General features: G+C 42.2%; 18 protein-coding genes. 16 read left to right on the top strand and 2 right to left on the bottom strand.

The genetic code is table 11. The annotated features are described in order from the left end of the window. The first annotated feature begins 9 nt into the window (after positions 1-9). From rpmF to NI389_RS01925, 15 genes are all read left to right on the top strand, one after another. A complete protein-coding gene (gene rpmF, locus NI389_RS01995) occupies positions 10-180 on the top strand; it encodes a 50S ribosomal protein L32 (protein WP_208843426.1) in 171 nt (56 codons plus the stop codon). A gap of 11 nt (positions 181-191) precedes the next feature. Beyond that, positions 192-1,244 carry a phosphate acyltransferase PlsX gene (gene plsX, locus NI389_RS01990; RefSeq protein ID WP_208843425.1) on the top strand — a complete coding sequence of 351 codons (1,053 nt, stop codon included), beginning with the start codon at positions 192-194 and terminating at the stop codon, positions 1,242-1,244. A 46-nt stretch (positions 1,245-1,290) separates the two neighbouring features. Beyond that, positions 1,291-2,217, top strand: coding sequence for an ACP S-malonyltransferase (fabD, locus tag NI389_RS01985; RefSeq protein ID WP_308361353.1), 927 nt, complete (start codon positions 1,291-1,293; stop codon positions 2,215-2,217). 13 nt (positions 2,218-2,230) lie between these two features. Next, entirely contained in the window at positions 2,231-2,977 is a 747-nt protein-coding gene (gene fabG, locus NI389_RS01980; protein WP_308361352.1) for a 3-oxoacyl-ACP reductase FabG, read from the top strand. Between the two features lie 219 nt (positions 2,978-3,196). Beyond that, positions 3,197-3,433 carry an acyl carrier protein gene (gene acpP / locus NI389_RS01975; RefSeq protein WP_208843423.1) on the top strand — a complete coding sequence of 79 codons (237 nt, stop codon included), beginning with the start codon at positions 3,197-3,199 and terminating at the stop codon, positions 3,431-3,433. 85 nt (positions 3,434-3,518) lie between these two features. Continuing rightward, the gene (fabF, locus tag NI389_RS01970) at positions 3,519-4,757 is read left to right on the top strand and encodes a beta-ketoacyl-ACP synthase II (RefSeq protein WP_308361351.1); all 1,239 of its coding nucleotides are present in this window, start codon (positions 3,519-3,521) and stop codon (positions 4,755-4,757) included. A 65-nt stretch (positions 4,758-4,822) separates the two neighbouring features. Next, positions 4,823-5,599 (top strand): aminodeoxychorismate lyase, encoded by a 777-nt coding sequence (pabC, locus tag NI389_RS01965; RefSeq protein WP_308361350.1) that lies wholly within the window; start codon positions 4,823-4,825, stop codon positions 5,597-5,599. Then, positions 5,592-6,566, top strand: coding sequence for an endolytic transglycosylase MltG (gene mltG / locus NI389_RS01960; RefSeq protein ID WP_308361349.1), 975 nt, complete (start codon positions 5,592-5,594; stop codon positions 6,564-6,566). Before pabC ends, mltG begins: the two co-directional genes overlap by 8 nt. Continuing rightward, the gene (tmk, locus tag NI389_RS01955) at positions 6,556-7,182 is read left to right on the top strand and encodes a dTMP kinase (RefSeq protein ID WP_308361348.1); all 627 of its coding nucleotides are present in this window, start codon (positions 6,556-6,558) and stop codon (positions 7,180-7,182) included. Before mltG ends, tmk begins: the two co-directional genes overlap by 11 nt. Next, entirely contained in the window at positions 7,176-8,066 is an 891-nt protein-coding gene (locus NI389_RS01950; RefSeq protein WP_308361347.1) for a DNA polymerase III subunit, read from the top strand. Before tmk ends, NI389_RS01950 begins: the two co-directional genes overlap by 7 nt. Before the next feature lie 12 nt (positions 8,067-8,078). Beyond that, positions 8,079-8,405, top strand: coding sequence for a PilZ domain-containing protein (locus NI389_RS01945; protein WP_308361346.1), 327 nt, complete (start codon positions 8,079-8,081; stop codon positions 8,403-8,405). Between the two features lie 8 nt (positions 8,406-8,413). Further along, positions 8,414-9,190, top strand: a complete 777-nt coding sequence (locus NI389_RS01940) for a TatD family hydrolase (protein WP_308361345.1) — start codon at positions 8,414-8,416, stop codon at positions 9,188-9,190. Positions 9,191-9,239: 49 nt separating this feature from the next. Next, positions 9,240-11,045, top strand: coding sequence for an alkaline phosphatase D family protein (locus NI389_RS01935; RefSeq protein ID WP_308361344.1), 1,806 nt, complete (start codon positions 9,240-9,242; stop codon positions 11,043-11,045). A 108-nt stretch (positions 11,046-11,153) separates the two neighbouring features. Beyond that, positions 11,154-11,453, top strand: coding sequence for a two-component regulator propeller domain-containing protein (locus tag NI389_RS01930; RefSeq protein WP_308361343.1), 300 nt, complete (start codon positions 11,154-11,156; stop codon positions 11,451-11,453). Further along, on the top strand, positions 11,444-14,803 hold the full coding sequence (locus NI389_RS01925; RefSeq protein ID WP_308361342.1) for a sensor histidine kinase: 3,360 nt from the start codon (positions 11,444-11,446) through the stop codon (positions 14,801-14,803). Before NI389_RS01930 ends, NI389_RS01925 begins: the two co-directional genes overlap by 10 nt. A 346-nt stretch (positions 14,804-15,149) precedes the next feature. On the opposite strand, the gene rsmF is transcribed toward NI389_RS01925, so the two are convergent. Together rsmF and NI389_RS21075 are read right to left on the bottom strand one after the other, a co-directional pair. Next, positions 15,150-16,592, bottom strand: a complete 1,443-nt coding sequence (gene rsmF, locus NI389_RS01920) for a 16S rRNA (cytosine(1407)-C(5))-methyltransferase RsmF (RefSeq protein WP_308361341.1) — start codon at positions 16,590-16,592, stop codon at positions 15,150-15,152. A gap of 71 nt (positions 16,593-16,663) precedes the next feature. Then, positions 16,664-17,086 carry an MAPEG family protein gene (locus tag NI389_RS21075; RefSeq protein ID WP_372588610.1) on the bottom strand — a complete coding sequence of 141 codons (423 nt, stop codon included), beginning with the start codon at positions 17,084-17,086 and terminating at the stop codon, positions 16,664-16,666. 96 nt (positions 17,087-17,182) lie between these two features. Between NI389_RS21075 and NI389_RS01915 the strand changes: the two genes are divergently transcribed. Then, entirely contained in the window at positions 17,183-18,145 is a 963-nt protein-coding gene (locus NI389_RS01915) for a GlxA family transcriptional regulator (protein WP_308361340.1), read from the top strand. Positions 18,146-18,206: the final 61 nt, after the last annotated feature.

The following is an 18,206-nucleotide window of genomic DNA, read 5'->3' as shown; positions in this document are numbered from 1 at the left end:
AGAAGGCTAATGGCGGTACAACAAAATAAAAAGTCTCGTGCAAGACGTGGCATGCGTCGTTCACACGATGCTCTAACTGGTCCAGCGTTAACAGTTGATCAAGTTTCTGGTGAAACGCATCGTCGTCACCACGTAACTGCTGACGGTTACTACAAAGGCGAAAAAGTAATTTCTAAATAAGAGATTATTTTATGCTTACTCATCTAACCATCGCGTTAGATATGATGGGGGGCGATTACGGCCCCCGTTCATCTATTCCTGCTGCTGTAAAAGCGGTAAATCAAAACCCACATCTCTCTTTAATTCTCTGTGGCAATCACCAAGTCATATCTGAAGGGCTCGAGAAGCTCGATTCTCTGCATCATCCCCGTTTGAAAATCAAACATTGCAATGAAGTTGTCACGAACAGCTGCGAACCTGCTCAAGCTTTACGTCGTAAAAAAGACGCGTCGATGCGGATAGCACTTGATCTTGTCAAGTCGGGAGAAGCTCAGGCGTGTGTTAGCTCCGGCAATACAGGTGCCTTGTTTCTAATTGCTACACATGTTTTGAAAGTATTACCTGGTGTAAAACGACCTGCACTTATTTCTGCTGTGCCTACGGAAACGAAAGATCCTGTTTATTTACTGGATTTAGGCGCAAACGTTTATTGCGAACCTCAGACATTGTTTCAATTTGGCGTGATGGGCTCTGTTGTAGCAAGTCAGCGCTTGGGTATAGAAAGACCGCGAGTTAGCTTGTTGAATATTGGCTCTGAAGACATAAAAGGCCATGAAGGAATTAAACAAGCGGCTGAATTAATGCGTAAGTGCAATCAACTCAATTACATTGGATACAGTGAGGGCAGTGACATCTTTACTGGCAAAGCTCATGTTATTGTGTGTGATGGCTTTGTTGGAAATGTCGCGCTCAAAACGTGCGAAGGCATTGCAAAACTTATTATGCATAAGTTCACTAAAGCGCTTAAAAAGCATGTTTTTTATAAAGCGTTGGCCTTTTTGCTCCGACCCGTTATAAAAAAGATGTATAAAAGGGTGAACCCCGACCAGTATAACGGTGCAAGTCTGGTAGGATTGCGCGGTATTGTGGTAAAAAGCCATGGAAATGCTTCGAACAAGGCGTTTTTAGCGGCGATTGAGGAAGCCGCTCGAGAAGTCGAAAGGCAAATTCCCGAAAAGATTCAAGCAGTGTTTGAACAAATTAACGCTGCTGCTGTTTTGCCGTCCAGTTCAAAAATCGAATAAGCGAAAGTGACTGGACTGCAACGAGTTAAACTAATAAGAGCAGATTATGTCACAAAAAATCGCACTCATGTTTCCAGGTCAGGGCTCACAAGCTGTGGGTATGTTAGCTGAACTTCTAGAAACGAATTCAATTGTTCAAACAACCTTTAAAGAAGCATCTGACGCGTTAGGATATGACCTAACTTCGCTAGTGCTAACAGGTCCTGAAACAGAACTTAATCAAACACATCGTACACAACCAGCACTTTTAACAGCGAGTGTTGCCATTTATCGTGCGTGGCGCGAGCACAACGCTGACGCGGATGTTGTTATGGCGGGTCATAGTTTAGGTGAATATTCGGCACTCGTGTGTGCTGGCGTGCTTTCATTGCAAGATGCTGTCCGTTTAGTTGAAAAACGTGGTGAGTTCATGCAAGAAGCGGTTCCTGCTGGTACAGGCTCGATGGCAGCAATTATCGGTCTTGAAGATGAAGCGATTGCGAAAGCATGCGCTGAGAGCGCTGCAGGTCAAGTTGTTTCACCTGTTAACTATAATTCTCCAGGCCAGGTTGTTATTGCTGGTCACAAAGATGCGGTGGAGCGTGCATCTGAAGCGTGTAAAGCAGCAGGTGCTAAGCGTGCACTCCCATTGCCAGTTAGCGTGCCCTCTCATTGTGAATTGATGAAGCCTGCAGCGGAAAAGCTCTCAGCATTATTTTCTAGTATTGAGTTCAAGACACCAGCGTTTGACGTAATTAATAACGTTGACGTTAAAGTCGAAACGGATGCTGCTGCAATAAAAGAGGCACTTATTCGTCAACTATACAGCCCAGTACGCTGGACTGAAACTGTTCAGCAAATTGCAAGTCAAGGAATCAATCAGTCATATGAATTTGGTCCGGGCAAAGTAATTTCAGGTCTTGTGAAACGCATTGATAAAGCGCTTGCGTGTGAGTCGGTGAATACCCCAGACACCATCGTAGCGGCTAAATAAATAGAGAGTGACAATGAATCAATTATTTTCTTTAGAAGGTAAAGTCGCGCTAGTAACAGGTGCGAGTCGTGGTATTGGTAAAGCAATTGCTCAAGCGTTAGTTGCGCAAGGCGCGATAGTTGCAGGCACTGCGACAAGTGAATCAGGTGCAGCGAAAATTTCTGAATATCTTGGTGATAACGGAAAAGGTTTCGTTTTAAACGTTTCTGAAGCAGCGTCTATTGAGTCATTACTTGAAGCCGTAAAAGCCGAAGTAGGCGACGTAGATATCTTGGTTAATAATGCGGGCATCACGCGCGATAATCTTTTAATGCGTATGAAAGATGAAGAATGGGATGACATTATTACTACCAATCTTTCTTCAATTTACCGTTTGTCAAAAGCTGTACTTCGCCCAATGATGAAGAAAAGAAATGGCCGTATTATTAATATCGGCTCCGTTGTTGGAACAATGGGGAATGCCGGCCAAGCAAACTACGCTGCTGCTAAAGCGGGTGTAATTGGTTTTTCTAAATCACTAGCTCGCGAAGTGGCATCACGTGGCATAACAGTTAACGTTATTGCTCCTGGTTTTATCCAAACTGACATGACAGATGAGTTAACTGAGGAACAAAAAGCGGCAACGCTCGCGAACGTGCCTGCAGGACGTTTAGGTCAGCCAAGTGAAATTGCAGCGGCAGTGGTTTACTTGGCCTCTGATGCAGCAGGCTATGTTTCAGGCGAAACTTTGCATGTAAATGGTGCGATGTACATGGTTTAAGGCCTTGTCTTCGTACAATATTTTAATTGAATTTTTTGTGATCTTGCCGTAAACATACTTGAAATCGCACCTAAAATGAGCGATAAAAGAGTGAATTTGGGCCTCAGAGGTTTGACCAGACAAAAAAGTCTGCTCAAATAGTTGAATCACAGAAATATGCGCCGTAAACTACGCCGCAATCTGAAAATAACGCATTGCGTTTAAATAAAGGAAAGAAGAATGAGCGACATCCAAGAACGCGTAAAGAAAATCATCATTGAACAACTAGGTGTTAAAGAAGAAGAAGTTAAAAACGAAGCGTCTTTCGTTGACGATTTAGGTGCAGACTCTCTTGACACAGTTGAGCTAGTAATGGCGCTAGAGGAAGAGTTTGACACTGAGATCCCTGATGAAGAAGCAGAGAAAATCACTACTGTTCAAGCAGCGATCGATTACGTAACTGCTCACGCTGAGTAAGCAACGTATCATTAAGGGCAGCGTACGCTGCCCTTAATCTATCTATTCCCCTCAAAAAATTCAGAATTCCGTTTTGGAGGATACCGTGGCTAAACGTCGAGTCGTAGTAACAGGCTTAGGTATGTTGACGCCGCTAGGTAATGATGTAGCTTCTACCTGGCAGGGTTTGTTAGAGGGCCGTAGCGGCATCTCGAATATTACACATTTCGATACTACCAATTTCAGCACTAAATTTGCGGGCTTAATCAATCACTTTGATGTAACTGATTACATTCCAGCAAAAGAAGCCAAGAAAATGGACTTGTTCATCCAGTACGGTGTTGCTGCAGGTGGTCAAGCTCTTAAAGATTCTGGACTAGAAATTAACGAATCTAACGCGCACCGTGTTGGAGTTGCGGTAGGTTCAGGCATTGGCGGTTTAACGCTTATTGAAGATAACCATGTTAAGTTACTTAACAGCGGACCTCGAAAGTTATCGCCGTTTTACGTGCCATCCACCATTATTAATATGATTTCAGGTCACCTTTCTATCATGCATGGCCTTCGTGGTCCGAATATTTCTATTGTAACGGCGTGTACAACAGGCCTGCACAATATCGGTCACGCTGCACGTATGATTGCGTACGGTGACGCAGATGCCATGCTTGCAGGTGGCGCAGAAAAAGCGTCTACACCAATCGGTATGGGTGGCTTTTGTGCGGCAAGAGCACTTTCTTCTCGCAATGATGACCCGCAAGCTGCATCTCGCCCATGGGATAAAGACCGCGATGGTTTCGTCCTTGCAGACGGCGCTGGCGTTATCATGCTTGAAGAATATGAACACGCTAGAGCGCGTGGTGCGAAGATTTACGCAGAACTGGTTGGTTTCGGTATGAGTGGGGATGCATTCCACATGACCTCTCCACCGGAAGATGGCTCGGGCGCAGCGCTTGCGATGGAAAATGCGTTAAACGATGCTCAAGTCAATGCAGAAGCAGTGGGGTATATCAATGCCCACGGTACTTCAACTCACGCGGGTGATAAAGCTGAAACACAAGCGGTGAAGTCTATTTTCAAAGACGCAGCTAAATCTGTCATGGTGAGTTCATCAAAATCAATGATGGGCCACTTACTTGGTGCAGCGGGTTCAGTTGAATCGATTATCACTATTTTGTCGTTACAAGAACAAAAAGTTACACCGACAATTAACTTGGATAATCCTGATGTGGGCTGTGACCTAGACTACGTACCACATACAGCACGTGATGCTAAACTTGAGTATGCGCTATGTAACTCGTTTGGATTTGGCGGAACAAATGGTTCGTTACTGTTTAAACGTGTATAGTTAGTCACAAGACTATGTAAATCAAAAGCCTGGCATAGCCGGGCTTTTTTATTGAGAGCGAACGAATGCAAATTGTATCGAGCGTCTCTGCGGCAGACAGAGGCCTTGCCTACGGCGATGGTTTTTTTACAACAGCAAAAATTGAATTTGACGCCGTGATTGATTGGCCTTTGCATAAAGCAAGACTCGACGAATGTGCAGCGCGCTTGTTTTTCCCTACATTAGATTTCTCGTTGATAGAACCCGAAGTTCAGAGATTAATCGCAGGTACACCGCTTGGTGTGTTGAAAATTATGGTCACACGTGGCAGTGGTGGTCGAGGCTACAGTTTGCCTGCGCATGCTAATCCTCATCTATTAATGCAGTTACTGCCTTTTCCTGAACACTATTTGTCGCTTCGTGATAGCGGTTTGAAACTTGGGATTAGTAGTGTCAAACTTGCTCCTCAACCCCTCCTTGCAGGTTTAAAAACCTTAAATCGATTAGAGCAAGTTTTTGTAAAACAGGAGCTTGATCTATTGCCTTTTGATGATGTTGTTGTCTGTGATAACAACGGTATGGTCGTTGAAACAAGCATAGGCAATTTAATTTGGATAAAGGGTAGCCGTGTCTTCACCTCCGCACTCGATTTGTGTGGTATCAAGGGCGTTTACTTGCAATCCCTAAAAAGTAAAATGGATATTTCCGAGGCTAGAATCACGCATGAGGTACTATTGAATGCGGATGCGGTATTTGTGTGCAACAGTTTAATGGGGGTTGTACCTGTGTATGTTATTCAGCACAAAGTGTGGGATAAAAACATCGTAACCCGATTTGCACTGGAACATGGGTTGTATGACTAAAAAGATTCTACTCGCTGTCGTTTGCGGTGTTGTCTCGACGGTACTCTATCTTTGCCTCATGATTAACACCGTAAAAACGGAGCAACTTAAGGTCCCTCAAGGTGCATTATTCGAAGTGCACGCAGGCCAAGGTGCATTATCAGTGTGCGAACGTTGGGAAAAGTTGGGTTGGATACAGCAATGTTGGCGATATCGTGCGTTTTTCAAGCTTTTTCCTTTGGAAGGTGGGATGCAAAAAGGCGTATACGAATTTTCATCTATGCCTGTTTTTGAGGCGTACAATCGGATTTTGAAGGGTAAGCAAAAACAATTTAGTTTCACCATCATTGAGGGAGAAACCTTTTCTCAAGTTTTACACAAGATGAAAAGTTCGCCATATTTAGAATTTGACTTTAATCCAGATGAAAGCGCATTGGAATATGAAGGGTGGTTGTTACCTGAAACTTATCACTATGTTGCTTACACTAAGGCGACTGATCTTGCTAAAAGGGCACATCAGCAGATGGATAAGTTGCTCAAAACCACTTGGGCGAATAAAATGGATGACTTGCCACTCGCAACGCCCTATGAAGCATTAATATTGGCTTCAATCATTGAGAAAGAAACAGCGGTGGCTGACGAACGAGCGACAGTGGCATCGGTTTTTGTCAATCGGCTACGTAAGGGCATGCGTTTGCAAACCGACCCAACCGTGATCTACGGATTAGGTGAGCGTTTCAACGGCGATATCACTCGTGCACATTTGAAAGAAAAGACACCCTATAACACTTATCGAATTGATGGGTTGCCACCGACACCAATCGCAATGCCATCAGCTGGGGCGGTTACTGCGGCATTAAATCCTAGGCAAACAAATTATTATTATTTTGTTGCGGATGGAGAAGGTGGACATACGTTTTCGACAACGCTTGAAGAACATAATAAAGCGGTTAAATTATTTTTAGAAAAGAGCAAACATGCAGGGTAGATTTATTGTAATAGAAGGGCTTGAAGGCGCTGGAAAGTCAACCGCTATGGGTATTTGTGAGCAAGCGCTTAATACGCGTGGTATCGACTTTGTTAAAGTTAGGGAACCTGGAGGTACACCGCTTGCGGAATCTCTTCGCAGCCTTGTTAAAAGTCATCATGAAGAAAGCGTTGCACCAGAAACAGAACTACTCATTATGTACGCTGCGCGTGCACAACTGATACACAATGTGATTAAACCCGCGCTGTCAAAAGGTCAATGGGTGCTTGCCGACAGACATGACTGGTCGTCACAAGCCTATCAAGGTGGTGGTCGTCAACTGCCGCAGGCACATTTAGACGCATTGGCAACGATTGTGCTAAATGGACTCACACCTGATTTAGTTCTTTATTTGGATATTGAGCCAAGTCTAGGGCTTTCCCGTGCAAAAGGACGAGGCGAGCTAGATAGAATTGAACAAGAGGCTATAGAGTTTTTTGAACGAACGAGAGATAAATACCTTTCATTGGTTGAAAACGCGAATTTTGCAGTCAAAATTGATGCAAGTCAGACAATGATGCAAGTGCATGACGATATCCATAACGCGCTCTCACAATTTTTGGACAAGGTATGTTAGCACCTTGGCTTGAACAACTGCAGCAGCAATTTAATCATACTTTCCAACAAGGCCGGTTACACCATGCGATAATGCTACATGGCTTAAAAGGCACTGGAAAAAGTTTACTGGCAAGTTCACTTTCAGCAGGTTTGCTTTGTGACATGCCAAGTAGCTTGGTAGCCTGTGGGACATGCAAAAGTTGTTTACTGGTAAAGGCGGGTAATCATCCAGACAGACTGGATATTGGTGAAGCAAATTCGTCTATTGGCGTTGACCAAATTCGAGAGCTAGGTGAATTTATTTATCATTCTGCGCAGCAAGGTGGTAATAAAGTTGTTGTTATCCGATTTGCAGACACAATGACGTCATCCGCTGCTAATGCGTTATTGAAAACGTTAGAAGAACCAAATGTTAATCGATATCTCATTCTATGCTGCGATGACGTATCACGTCTACCTGCAACAATAGCTAGCCGGTGCTTTAAGCAACTAGTTGTTGCAGAACAAAGTGCTAACTGGTTATGCAACCAGCTTAATACGCATGAAATTGAACCTTGGCAGGCTTTATTTTTGCAGCAACCTTTTCTTGTCCTAGATTGGCAAGAAGAGGAAATAGAATCAAATATCAAAACGTTATATGATTGTGCCAATAGTGACGTAACCGCATGGCAATTAAGTGAACTGAATTCTATGCTGGCCAAAAGAACAGAGCTTGTAGACACCTTTTGTTTGTTTTTAACTCAAAGAATCAAACAAGCAGCGTTGGCAGGCGCGCCCTATGAGCGAATTTCAGAACAACTTAATTCAGTTACCTTGTTTGTAAAAAAGACAAAAACGTTAGCTGGTACGAACATGTTGTTAAGTTTAGCCATGTTGCAACAATCACTACGCCAGTTATCGTAATAGGAGATACGAGTGCAAGAATTACTCGCGGATTTTGAAGACCTAGATGAACTTTACCGTTGTTATATGGCTTTCCTAAGAGAGGGTGGGTTATTTGTAAAAAGCAACATGCGTTTTGAATTAGGGACGACTGTTGCGCTACGCGTAACGTTGCCAGATGCGTTAGAAGAAGATGTGATTCAAGGTAAAGTCGTGTGGGTTTCGCCACAAGGCGCTCAGAATGCGAATCCGCCCGGAATTGGCGTAGCGTTTGGAGAAAACAGCCAGCCTTTTAACGACAAAATTATTAAGCTTTTAGGCACAAGCCTAAATTCTGATAAGCCAACCTACACCATGTAAGAGAAGTTATGATCGTAGATTCGCATTGCCATCTAGACCGTTTAGATTGGGAGAAACTCGGTGTTTCGCTTGATGAAGTACTGGATAATGCTCGTGCAAAACAAGTTGAACACTTTTTATGTGTAAGCGTTACACTTGATCAATTCCCAACGATGCTGGAAAGAATCCTACCGTATAAGGATGTTTCCGCTTCGTGTGGTGTTCATCCGCTAGACCAAAAATTTGAATTAGATAAAGAAAAACTAATTGCTTTGGCGTCGCATGAGAAAGTTGTTGCTATAGGTGAAACAGGACTCGATTACTATTATTCGCAAGACACGAAGCAAGTCCAACAAGACAGCTTTGTTGGTCACATTGAGGTCGCAAATCAGTTAGATAAACCACTCATAATCCATACGCGTGATGCGCGAAACGATACCATAGCATTAATGAAAGCACATAATGCGAGCCAATGTGGGGGCGTGTTACATTGCTTTACCGAAGACCTAGACATGGCAAAACGAGCGCTAGATCTGGGCTTTTATATTTCTATTTCCGGTATTGTTACGTTCAAAAACGCGAAAGAACTCCAGGAAGTTGTGAAATATCTGCCGTTAGATAGGTTATTAATTGAGACTGATTCACCGTACCTTGCACCAGTGCCACACCGAGGTAAAACCAATCAACCAGCCTATGTTCAGGATGTTGCCTATTTCATCGCAGATCTTAAAGGGTTGAGTTATCAAGCTCTCGCAGAAGCCACGACCAACAACTTTTATTCATTGTTTAAAGGCGTGATCAGGTAGAGGTCTGTATTTGCAAGGAGCTAACTTACCGAAAATCCTTTTGAAGCCAATGGTGAGGCGTATAGAAGCTCACCAATTGTGCTTCCAACTGGTGACGACAACACGTTGTAATCCAAAAATCGTCATAGCGGGATACAGCGCTCAACAGCACGACATCGAACTTCAACTCGGTGAACGTTGCGTGCTGTATATTCTGAGGCTAGTACCAACCAAACAACTATTTCCTGTTGACGTTAAATTGAGCTATGAGCTTCTAATTGACGATGAGAGAGTAGATTTAAACCTTCTCGCCTACGACAATGATAGTCCTGAACTTGTTATTCCAAATCGACTCGAAGAAGTTTTGCATGGTTCATGTCGTAACCCTCACCACGAAAGCCGTGATAGCTTAAGCACTGCAGATCAATATGTAGAAACAGCAAGACAAAGAGGAGATTTGGGGCCACAACTACTTTTGATGTCTGGAGATCAAATATACGCAGATGACGTTGCAGGTCCCATGTTACTCGCCATCACGCAATTATCGGCACTTTTAGGCCTATATCCCGACAAACATGCGATGTTAGCGCTACCAGTGTCCATTCAGGAGCAGCTTTATCATCGGCCGGACTATTTACCTAAAACGCCATGGCAAAACAGATCTAAACTATGTGTAGGGTATTGGTTTAAAAAAGATGAACCTCATTTCACAAGCATGAAAGCAGGCAATCATCTGATTTCACTTTCTGAGTTTATAGCGCTTTATTTATTAACATGGTCTTCTGAAGCGTGGCAATTGATTGATTTTTCGAAACTCAATTACATCGGCTCAAATGCAAAACATGCAATTCACTTTAACCATGAGTTAACGTGGATAAAACGGTATGTTGACGATTTACCACGTGCAGAACGAATATTTGCCAACGTATCTACATTAATGATGTTTGATGACCATGATGTAACAGACGACTGGAATCTAACCGCGAAATGGGAACAGGCTGTATATCAAACCCCGCAAAGTGCTCGGATCATCAGCAACGGCATGACTGCCTATTGGTTATTTCAGGGTTTAGGCAACGATGCCGGTGAAACAACCAACCAACTAACCTTAAATTTTGTCGAGGCATTAAAAGACCAACATTGGGATTGGAAATCTTTTTCGAAACCATTGCAACGTTTTAATAGTTGGCACTATTGTCTTAACACGACGCCTAAAGTGGTTGTACTTGATACACGCACGCATCGATGGCGCAATGATGATAATTTCAACGAACCATCTGGTCTTATGGATTGGGATCGTTTGCTCGAACTCGAACAAAATTTAGTCAGTCACGACCAAGTCATTTTAGTGTCTCCAGCCCCCGTTTTTGGTGTCAAAGCGATAGAGGCAATTCAAGCGCTATTTAATGCGTGTGGCGAGCCATTGCTCGTCGATGTTGAGAATTGGATGGCGCACGAAGGTGCGGCGAAGAAACTTCTCGATATCTTTAGGCGTCCAGATACACCAAATGAAACAATCATCTTGTCCGGAGACGTACATTACTCCTTTTGCTTTTCCGTGAAAGCGCGTTTTGGCAAGCACGATAATCGAATTTGGCAGTTAACGGCATCTGGAATTAAAAATGAATTCCCCAAAAAGCTTATTAAGGTGTTAGATAAACTAGATAGTTGGCTGTATGCCCCATATAGCCCGTTAAACTTATTTACTAAGCGATGGCAAATGAATGTTGAAAAACACCCTATAGTAGGTAGCAAAAAGACATACCTTGTCAGTGACTCTTCGATAAGTCTTGTATCTCTGCATAACGGAACACTTGAGAAATACCAACTGTTACATGGTAACGGCGGCTGGAGCCAATTCGATTTAGATGAATAAGCTAGGCTTTTAAATCTTAGGCGAAGACCTGTCATTAATGCTCATAGTTGAGCAGAATAATTTCCGTTTGCTATAGTTGTTAAAGGGTTAACTAGTCCTTTAAAACTTATGCGCCTAATCATCACCATCTTATTTACGATGCTGACGTTGCAAGCTTGGGGTACACCGAATTTTTCGGATACCTCTCAAGTGATGAAACGGTATGACTATGACTCGGGGCTTAGTCAGGTCAGCGTAACCGCACTTGCACAGGACCAGTTTGGCTACATTTGGATAGGGACGCAAGCTGGACTTAATCGCTTTGATGGACATGAATTTAAGCAGTTCGTTTCAAAACAACAAAATAAAAACAGTTTGGCGGGGGATTTATTACGTCGCTTTGCCACGAAAGTAACAAGTTGTGGATAGGAACAAGCACTGGGCTCAGCGTTTACCATACAGATTTAGGTATTTTTCAAACCTTTTTGGCGTCTGAATATGACGCTATCGCATCAGATCGCGTTGCACATATTGACTGTAAAACGAATAAAGTAATTGTCAGTACGGAAATTGGATTTCCCTATATACTCGATGTAACAACGCTTCAACCTGAAGCATTGCCATTCGAAAAATTGCAAGTCAAAAATGTCGTTCGCAAAGAATCCCAATACTTCTATTTGACAGACGATAGCTTGAGCTTTTTTGATTCTGTGTCAGACAAACATGAATTGATACTCGAGGGAAATTTTCGCCGATTTGAAATATCCGCAAGCCGAATTTATCTTTTCAATCAGCACAGTACACTTATTGTTCTTGATACAAACTCGAAGAAAGTGGTTTGGCAAAAAGAATTCGATCCAGATGAAGGTGCCGTTTTAAACGACCTAACTGTATCTGCAGATCAAATAACGCTTGCGACGGAAAATGGGGTGTACTTGCTCAATCTCAGCGGTAAAGTCATTCGCCATTGGAAGAAAACGGAACAATATCAGCAAGGGTTACAAGACAATAACATTCTATCTGTCATGCGTGACAGTGATGATGACCTTTGGATTGGAACCGAAACACGCGGATTGCAGTTTTTGTCTAAGTTAAGTGACTCCTTTGGGCATGTAGGTGAGTTTAATTACAACGAAAACCCAATAGGTTCTCCTGATGTAAGAGGATTTGCCTTAGATGGAGATGGTACGCTTTGGATAGCCACATCTGATGGACCTAAAATCTTCGATGGTTTTGGGTTTATAAAACCAGCACAAATTTATCCGCAAATGACTACATTGGAAAATGTATTTATCACGAAACTGTTCATTCACGGACAGCATTTATGGATAACGACTCGAGGTGCGGGAATATACCGTTTAGATTTAAATTCAAGTGAGTTGTCAAATTGGCGACCAGAAATTGAATCAGCAACGGAATTAAACTTCAATGATGTCAATGTGTACGATGGTGCAATCGTGACGAGTTCGCGTGGTAGTGGTTTACTCTTATTTGATGAGCGTACTCAACATTTTGAACCATTTTTTAAAAATTTATCTATCAAAGCACCAAATCACGTCACGTCTATCATGGTTCAAGGTCGTACTCTCTGGTTTGGTTCCGTTGGTGATGGCCTTTACCGTTTTCAAGATGGTCGGATTGAACACCTAACGACAGAACACGGTTTAGCGTCAGACATTGTGTTTATGATCGTCGCCGATGACAAAGGCAAAATTTGGGTTGCTAGTGAAGCAGGCCTTTCTATCGTTAGTAACAGTTTTAGCGTTGAGCGAACGTTACGCCAAACGGATGGACTTGCAAATGATGCAATTTGGTCGGTCATATTCGATGGAAAATCACATGTTTGGGTTGGAACCAGTGGAGGCTTAAGTCAAATAGACGTTAATGATTACACCATTTATAACTTTCTACCGGTTGATGGTGTCCAAGACTATGAGTTTAATTACAACGCAGCGTGGTTTTCACCGGATGGCCGTGTTTTTATGGGAGGGTCAAAAGGATTTAATCAGTTTTACCCAGAAAAAATCAACATAAAAGAATATCAAAACCCACTTATTATCAGCGAGATAGCAGTACTTGGTGAACAGCTTCAACCGAGTGAAACGGGACTAATTAGCAGAGCGCCAGAATTAACGTCCAATATTGAGTTGCAGTACGACCAAGATATTATCTCGCTCCAATTCTCAAGTTTAGAATTTACGTCAGATAGACAACTTAAATACTTCTACCGCGTTATCGGATTAAGCGACACTTGGTTGCGTTTGGCCAATGGTACACGTCAGGTGAACTTACTCAAGCTATCAGCTGGTGATTACCAAGTAGAGGTTTATACCGTTAACCGGTTTAACCAACACTCACCAATCAAACGATTTGCAATCAAAGTCTATGCGCCTATTTGGTGGAATTTTTGGTCAAAATTGATTTACTCAATCGTTTTATTAGGATTACTTGCGATATTCCTTCGGATGAGACAAAAACGCTATAAACAAGTAGTGGATGACAATAGGAAAATGACCGAGTTGCAAGAACGCTTAGAGTTGTCACTTTGGGCTTCCGGAGATGAGCTTTGGGATTGGCATTTAAAAACGAAACAGATATTTAGGCACAGGGTAACACCGCGTATTGAGTATGCGGATTCCTTCGAACGCCTAGAGGTAGAAGACATGAGTCGTTACGTGCATCCAAAAGATTGTATTTTGTTGGAAGACAAGCTCGAGTCTTGTATTAAGGGCATCGTAGATAGTTATGAAGTGCCACTAAGAGTAAAGGATATTGCGGGCAACTGGGTATGGGTGTTGGATAGAGGGAAGGTCGTTACACGAGATACAAATGGAATAGCAACGCGTATTGCAGGCGCTCTCAAAGACATTACAGAATTGAAGTCACATCAAGACGCATTGCAAAAACTCAATGAGCAATTAGAAATCAAAGTCGCAATGAGAACGGATGAATTGTATAAGAAAAACCAGAAACTTGAACAAGCTATGATGGAGTTAAAACGTACACAACAAGATCTGATTGAAAGTGAACGAATGGCTTCTTTAGGTAATCTAGTGGCGGGCGTCGCGCATGAGATAAATACGCCGCTCGGCGTGGCCATTACTGCGTTAACTTACAACATGGAATGCCTATCACAAATCGAGAAAAAGCTAGAAAATAAAACGTTAAAACAAAGTGAGTTAGAGAAGTCTATTGTAGAGCAAAACAGCGGTTACGGCCTTGTGATGCGAAACCTTGATCGTGCCCAAACACTTATTACAAACTTCAAGCAAGTGGCTGTTGACCAATCCAGTGAGACAGAGCGGGTTGTAAATATTAAGAAATACATCATGGATGTCTTTGATTCGTTGAGTCCGATGATTAAAGGTAAAGGCATCGAAGTCGAAGTGACCGGAGAAGAAGGTCAAGACCTACTTACCTATCCAGGTGCCATTTATCAAATTCTGACGAATCTGCTTAATAACTCAGTGATCCACGGTTTTGAGAAACAGGATAATGGGAAAGTAACGACCGAAATAAACCTAAACAACAAATACGTTGAAATTATCTATCGAGATAATGGTGTTGGTGTCAAACCAGAAATAATCGCCAATATTTTTGATCCTTTTGTTACCTCAAAACGCAATCAAGGTGGGTGTGGGCTGGGTATGCACATTGTGTATAACCTAGTTACGCAACTTCTAAAAGGAGATATTAAATGTCACTCAAAACAAGGGCAGGGTGTGGAGTTTGTCATTAAGCTACCGATCCAAAAAGTGGAAGGTGAAGAAGTTGCATAACCCGCTAGTGTAGACATCATGACCACGGAAGCCTGTATCTGATCTAACTCGGCTATTGCCATGTCGCAAAATGTAGGGTCACTTTTACCTTTCATTTGTACCTATCTTTATTTTTTTTCGCATAAAAAAGACCCAGAATAGAGATTCTGGGCTTAGGGGAAGGCTCAAAGAGCCATGCGCTAACTTAAACACCTTCAACTTTAAGGGAGAAGTAGAAGTTCTTTAATTGTAGTAAATAGGTCAGAAAATATACAAATAATTGAAACCTTTTAAACTTAAGTAAATTCAAGTAACTAAAATTTATTTTGAAATTTTATTCAGAATTTATCAAAAACTTGTGTCCAAGTTATCCCCAGCTTATTAAGTTCCCATTTTGTACGAGATCTCTTGGTAACGAGTTCTTAATTTTATGACCTTGCCATTTTCCTAGGCCAATTGGTGCACCACAAAGCGTTAATATCACTTCACCTTTGTTATTCGTGTTGTCTTCCAACGTCACATCTTGACCTTTAAAGTATTCGATCGCCTGCGATTGAGATAAAGCGTAGGTGTTTTTAGTGGCGAGGTGTCCGAAAGCGGTTGCTAACTCGTGTTCTAGTCGAATCCCATTTTTGTGTGTCGTACCGACGAGAATACCTATTCTTTGATATTTAATTTTTTCGAGTAATTCGGTAGCTTCATGTGGAAACAGCCACACTTCTTTATCACGCACATATAAGTTACCAGAATAGGTATTTAGACCAAATTGACTTGATATGAGGTTATCAAAAAACTGCTTTTCCTTTTTGGGCGCTGGTGAGAAGGGGAAGTTTCCCTTTTTGGTTTTTTGATTGCTATTTTCTACCCTTTCGAGTTTCTTGAACTTTGCAATAAAAAATCCTTCACTATCGAATATTTGAGGCCATACGTGCAAGTAGCCTTCGTCTGTCGTTGCTTTCCCAGCGCCTTCAAACAGTGCGTGCAACGAAACTATCTCAACGCCCTTAGGAAATGAGTCAAGAAGATGCTGGCAGACTTGCTGATTTTCTATGGGGGTAAGAGTGCAGGTTGAATAAACTAGATGCCCACCAGGTTTCAGGGCATGAAATGCACTCACAATAAGCTGCTTTTGAACTGCTGCGATGTCTATGTTGGATTCGACAGACCAATTTTTTAAAGCATGTTCGTCTTTTCGAACGGTTCCTTCACCTGAACAGGGGGCGTCTAATAATATTTCATCAAAACATTCCGACATGTAATCGCCAAATATAGCACCATCGAAATGGGATAACGCCGTATTTGCAACGCCCATTCTTTTTAAATTGGCAGCAAGTACTTTTACACGAGAAGAAGAGAACTCGTTAGCAATGAGTAAACCCTCATTGTTCATCAGTGCTGCAAGTTGCGTGGTTTTAGAACCAGGAGCTGCAGCGACATCGAGTACGACTTTTTGGCTACCTGAAAGCGCCTCTCTGAGCACCATGGGTGGGAGCATCGAGCTTGCTTCTTGAACGTAAATACAACCACTCAGGTGCAAGTCGGTATTCCCGATTGGAAGGGTTTGTTCTTCTTCCGCCGTTCTTTCAAGCCAAAACCCTTCTTCACACCAGGGGATGGCAGTTATAGACCAACCGCGTTCAGAACACGATTGTTTAAAGTCATCCACAGACATTTTTAATGTGTTAACGCGAACGGAACGCCTTAATGGGCGTTTGCAATATTCAATGAAATCATCGATAGCCAAATGAGATGGGAGATAAGATTTAACGTCTTCAATAAAATGATCGGGAATATAAAGCTTGTCGTTCACGCGTTTAGAGCTCAAAAATCGTAAAATGAAATTTTAACATCTAATGAGCTCCAAGGATAATGTTGTGAAAACTAAGACTGTGTTACCTGTACCATATAGATCATAAGCCCCATCCAGAGCGTAAAAACACTGCAAGCGTTTAGGGTAAAAGCTATGGTTCTTCTACGTAAATTCATGGCAATAACATGCTCATAGGAATGCCAAAGTCGAGTAACAACAAATATCCAAGCGGAAACTTTCCAAAATAATCCATCTAACAGCTCCAACTCTACAAAGAACAACCCGAGCAGAAAAAGAAGTGGTAATTGAAATTGGTTATCGTAGTTTTTTCCAAGCAAGATCGCTCGTTTGGACAAACTTTGCGTGTTTGCAAAGAAAAGGTCGTGCGGTGTGATCTGTCGACTTAGTACAGCCTTTAGTCGCAATTTAAATGTTGTTAACCAAAGCGTAATAGTTAAGCAGAGTAGAACGAATATTGGGTATTGAATCCACATTGTGATTCTCCTTTGTTTGATGTTGTACATAATTTACATTGCTTATTACTCGGTCTAAACTGGCGCTAATGACAATATTATGGGTAATAGTGACAAGTGAAGATCGCGCTTATCGCTTTGGATGAAGTCGTTGCGACATCAATCGCCGGAATAATTGATTACTTTAACTTCGCTAACCTCATCGCAAAGGATGAAAGTTTGGCTGTGACCGTGACGTTATACAGTCCACAAAGTTCGCGAATAAAAACGAGTATGGGTATATCAATGCCGTGCGAACCGTTAAGCAATCTTGGGATAGAGAACGATGTTATTTGGTTTTTAGGTTCTCGTTATAGAGGTTCCGAAAACTTGATATTGGAAAGTCAGTCGATAAGCCACTGTCAATCGTCGTTAAAAGACGCAATCAACAACGCTCAAATTGTGGCTGGTTCTTGTACAGGCGTCGCTTTGATGTTGGCTTGCGTTACGACGCTACCTGAAACAGTCACGACAAGTTGGTGGTTAAGACGTTTCTTTGCGCAACGCTATCCGAGTGTAGAACTGATGCTAGATAAGCCAATTGTGCGTTCGGGTAAATTTATCACTGCAGGTGCGACCCACTGTTTTCAAGCTCTCGTCTTTTTCCTCGTTGAACGCCATTTTGGCCGAGATATACTTTTACAACTTAAAAAATGGTTAGTGATACCCGACGTAATCGTGAATCAAGAACAATTCATTGATTTGAATGTTTTAGACTTACATGCTGGTAAACGTTTACATCCTGTCGTTCAGTTTATTCGCACTAATCTTGGCGGTGATTTGAGTAATGACGCTTTGGCAAAGGTTGGCTCGATGAGCGTGCGGAATTTAATACGAACATTTAAATTACTGTATGGAATGACGCCTTCTAAATATGTGTTAATCGCTCGATTAGAAGCTGCAATTCACGAAATAAAGGCATCTCCACACCGTAAACTGTACGATATCGCTTACGAAGTTGGCTACCAAGATGTCAGCGCATTTAGTCGTCAATTTCAAAAGCACTTTGGTTTTTCAGCCGCGAGTATAAAACACACGTAAAGTTTTAGTTATTGCCATCAATCGCATAATTGCCATATTCAGCCTATAATCTTGGTTACAA

Source organism: Pseudoalteromonas xiamenensis, from assembly GCF_030994125.1.
Lineage (GTDB): Bacteria > Pseudomonadota > Gammaproteobacteria > Enterobacterales > Alteromonadaceae > Pseudoalteromonas > Pseudoalteromonas xiamenensis_B.
This window is presented reverse-complemented; position numbering and strand designations above follow the sequence as displayed.

Excerpts from the sequence above, each read along its gene's own strand:
- rpmF (WP_208843426.1), top strand. The coding sequence starts at position 10 with ATGGCGGTACAACAAAATAAAAAGTCTCGTGCAAGACGTGGCATGCGT.
- plsX (WP_208843425.1), top strand. The coding sequence starts at position 192 with ATGCTTACTCATCTAACCATCGCGTTAGATATGATGGGGGGCGATTAC.
- fabD (WP_308361353.1), top strand. The coding sequence starts at position 1,291 with ATGTCACAAAAAATCGCACTCATGTTTCCAGGTCAGGGCTCACAAGCT.
- fabG (WP_308361352.1), top strand. The coding sequence starts at position 2,231 with ATGAATCAATTATTTTCTTTAGAAGGTAAAGTCGCGCTAGTAACAGGT.
- acpP (WP_208843423.1), top strand. The coding sequence starts at position 3,197 with ATGAGCGACATCCAAGAACGCGTAAAGAAAATCATCATTGAACAACTA.
- pabC (WP_308361350.1), top strand. The coding sequence starts at position 4,823 with ATGCAAATTGTATCGAGCGTCTCTGCGGCAGACAGAGGCCTTGCCTAC.
- mltG (WP_308361349.1), top strand. The coding sequence starts at position 5,592 with ATGACTAAAAAGATTCTACTCGCTGTCGTTTGCGGTGTTGTCTCGACG.
- tmk (WP_308361348.1), top strand. The coding sequence starts at position 6,556 with ATGCAGGGTAGATTTATTGTAATAGAAGGGCTTGAAGGCGCTGGAAAG.
- NI389_RS01950 (WP_308361347.1), top strand. The coding sequence starts at position 7,176 with ATGTTAGCACCTTGGCTTGAACAACTGCAGCAGCAATTTAATCATACT.
- NI389_RS01940 (WP_308361345.1), top strand. The coding sequence starts at position 8,414 with ATGATCGTAGATTCGCATTGCCATCTAGACCGTTTAGATTGGGAGAAA.
- NI389_RS01935 (WP_308361344.1), top strand. The coding sequence starts at position 9,240 with ATGGTGAGGCGTATAGAAGCTCACCAATTGTGCTTCCAACTGGTGACG.
- NI389_RS01930 (WP_308361343.1), top strand. The coding sequence starts at position 11,154 with ATGCGCCTAATCATCACCATCTTATTTACGATGCTGACGTTGCAAGCT.
- NI389_RS21075 (WP_372588610.1), bottom strand. The coding sequence starts at position 17,086 with ATGTGGATTCAATACCCAATATTCGTTCTACTCTGCTTAACTATTACG.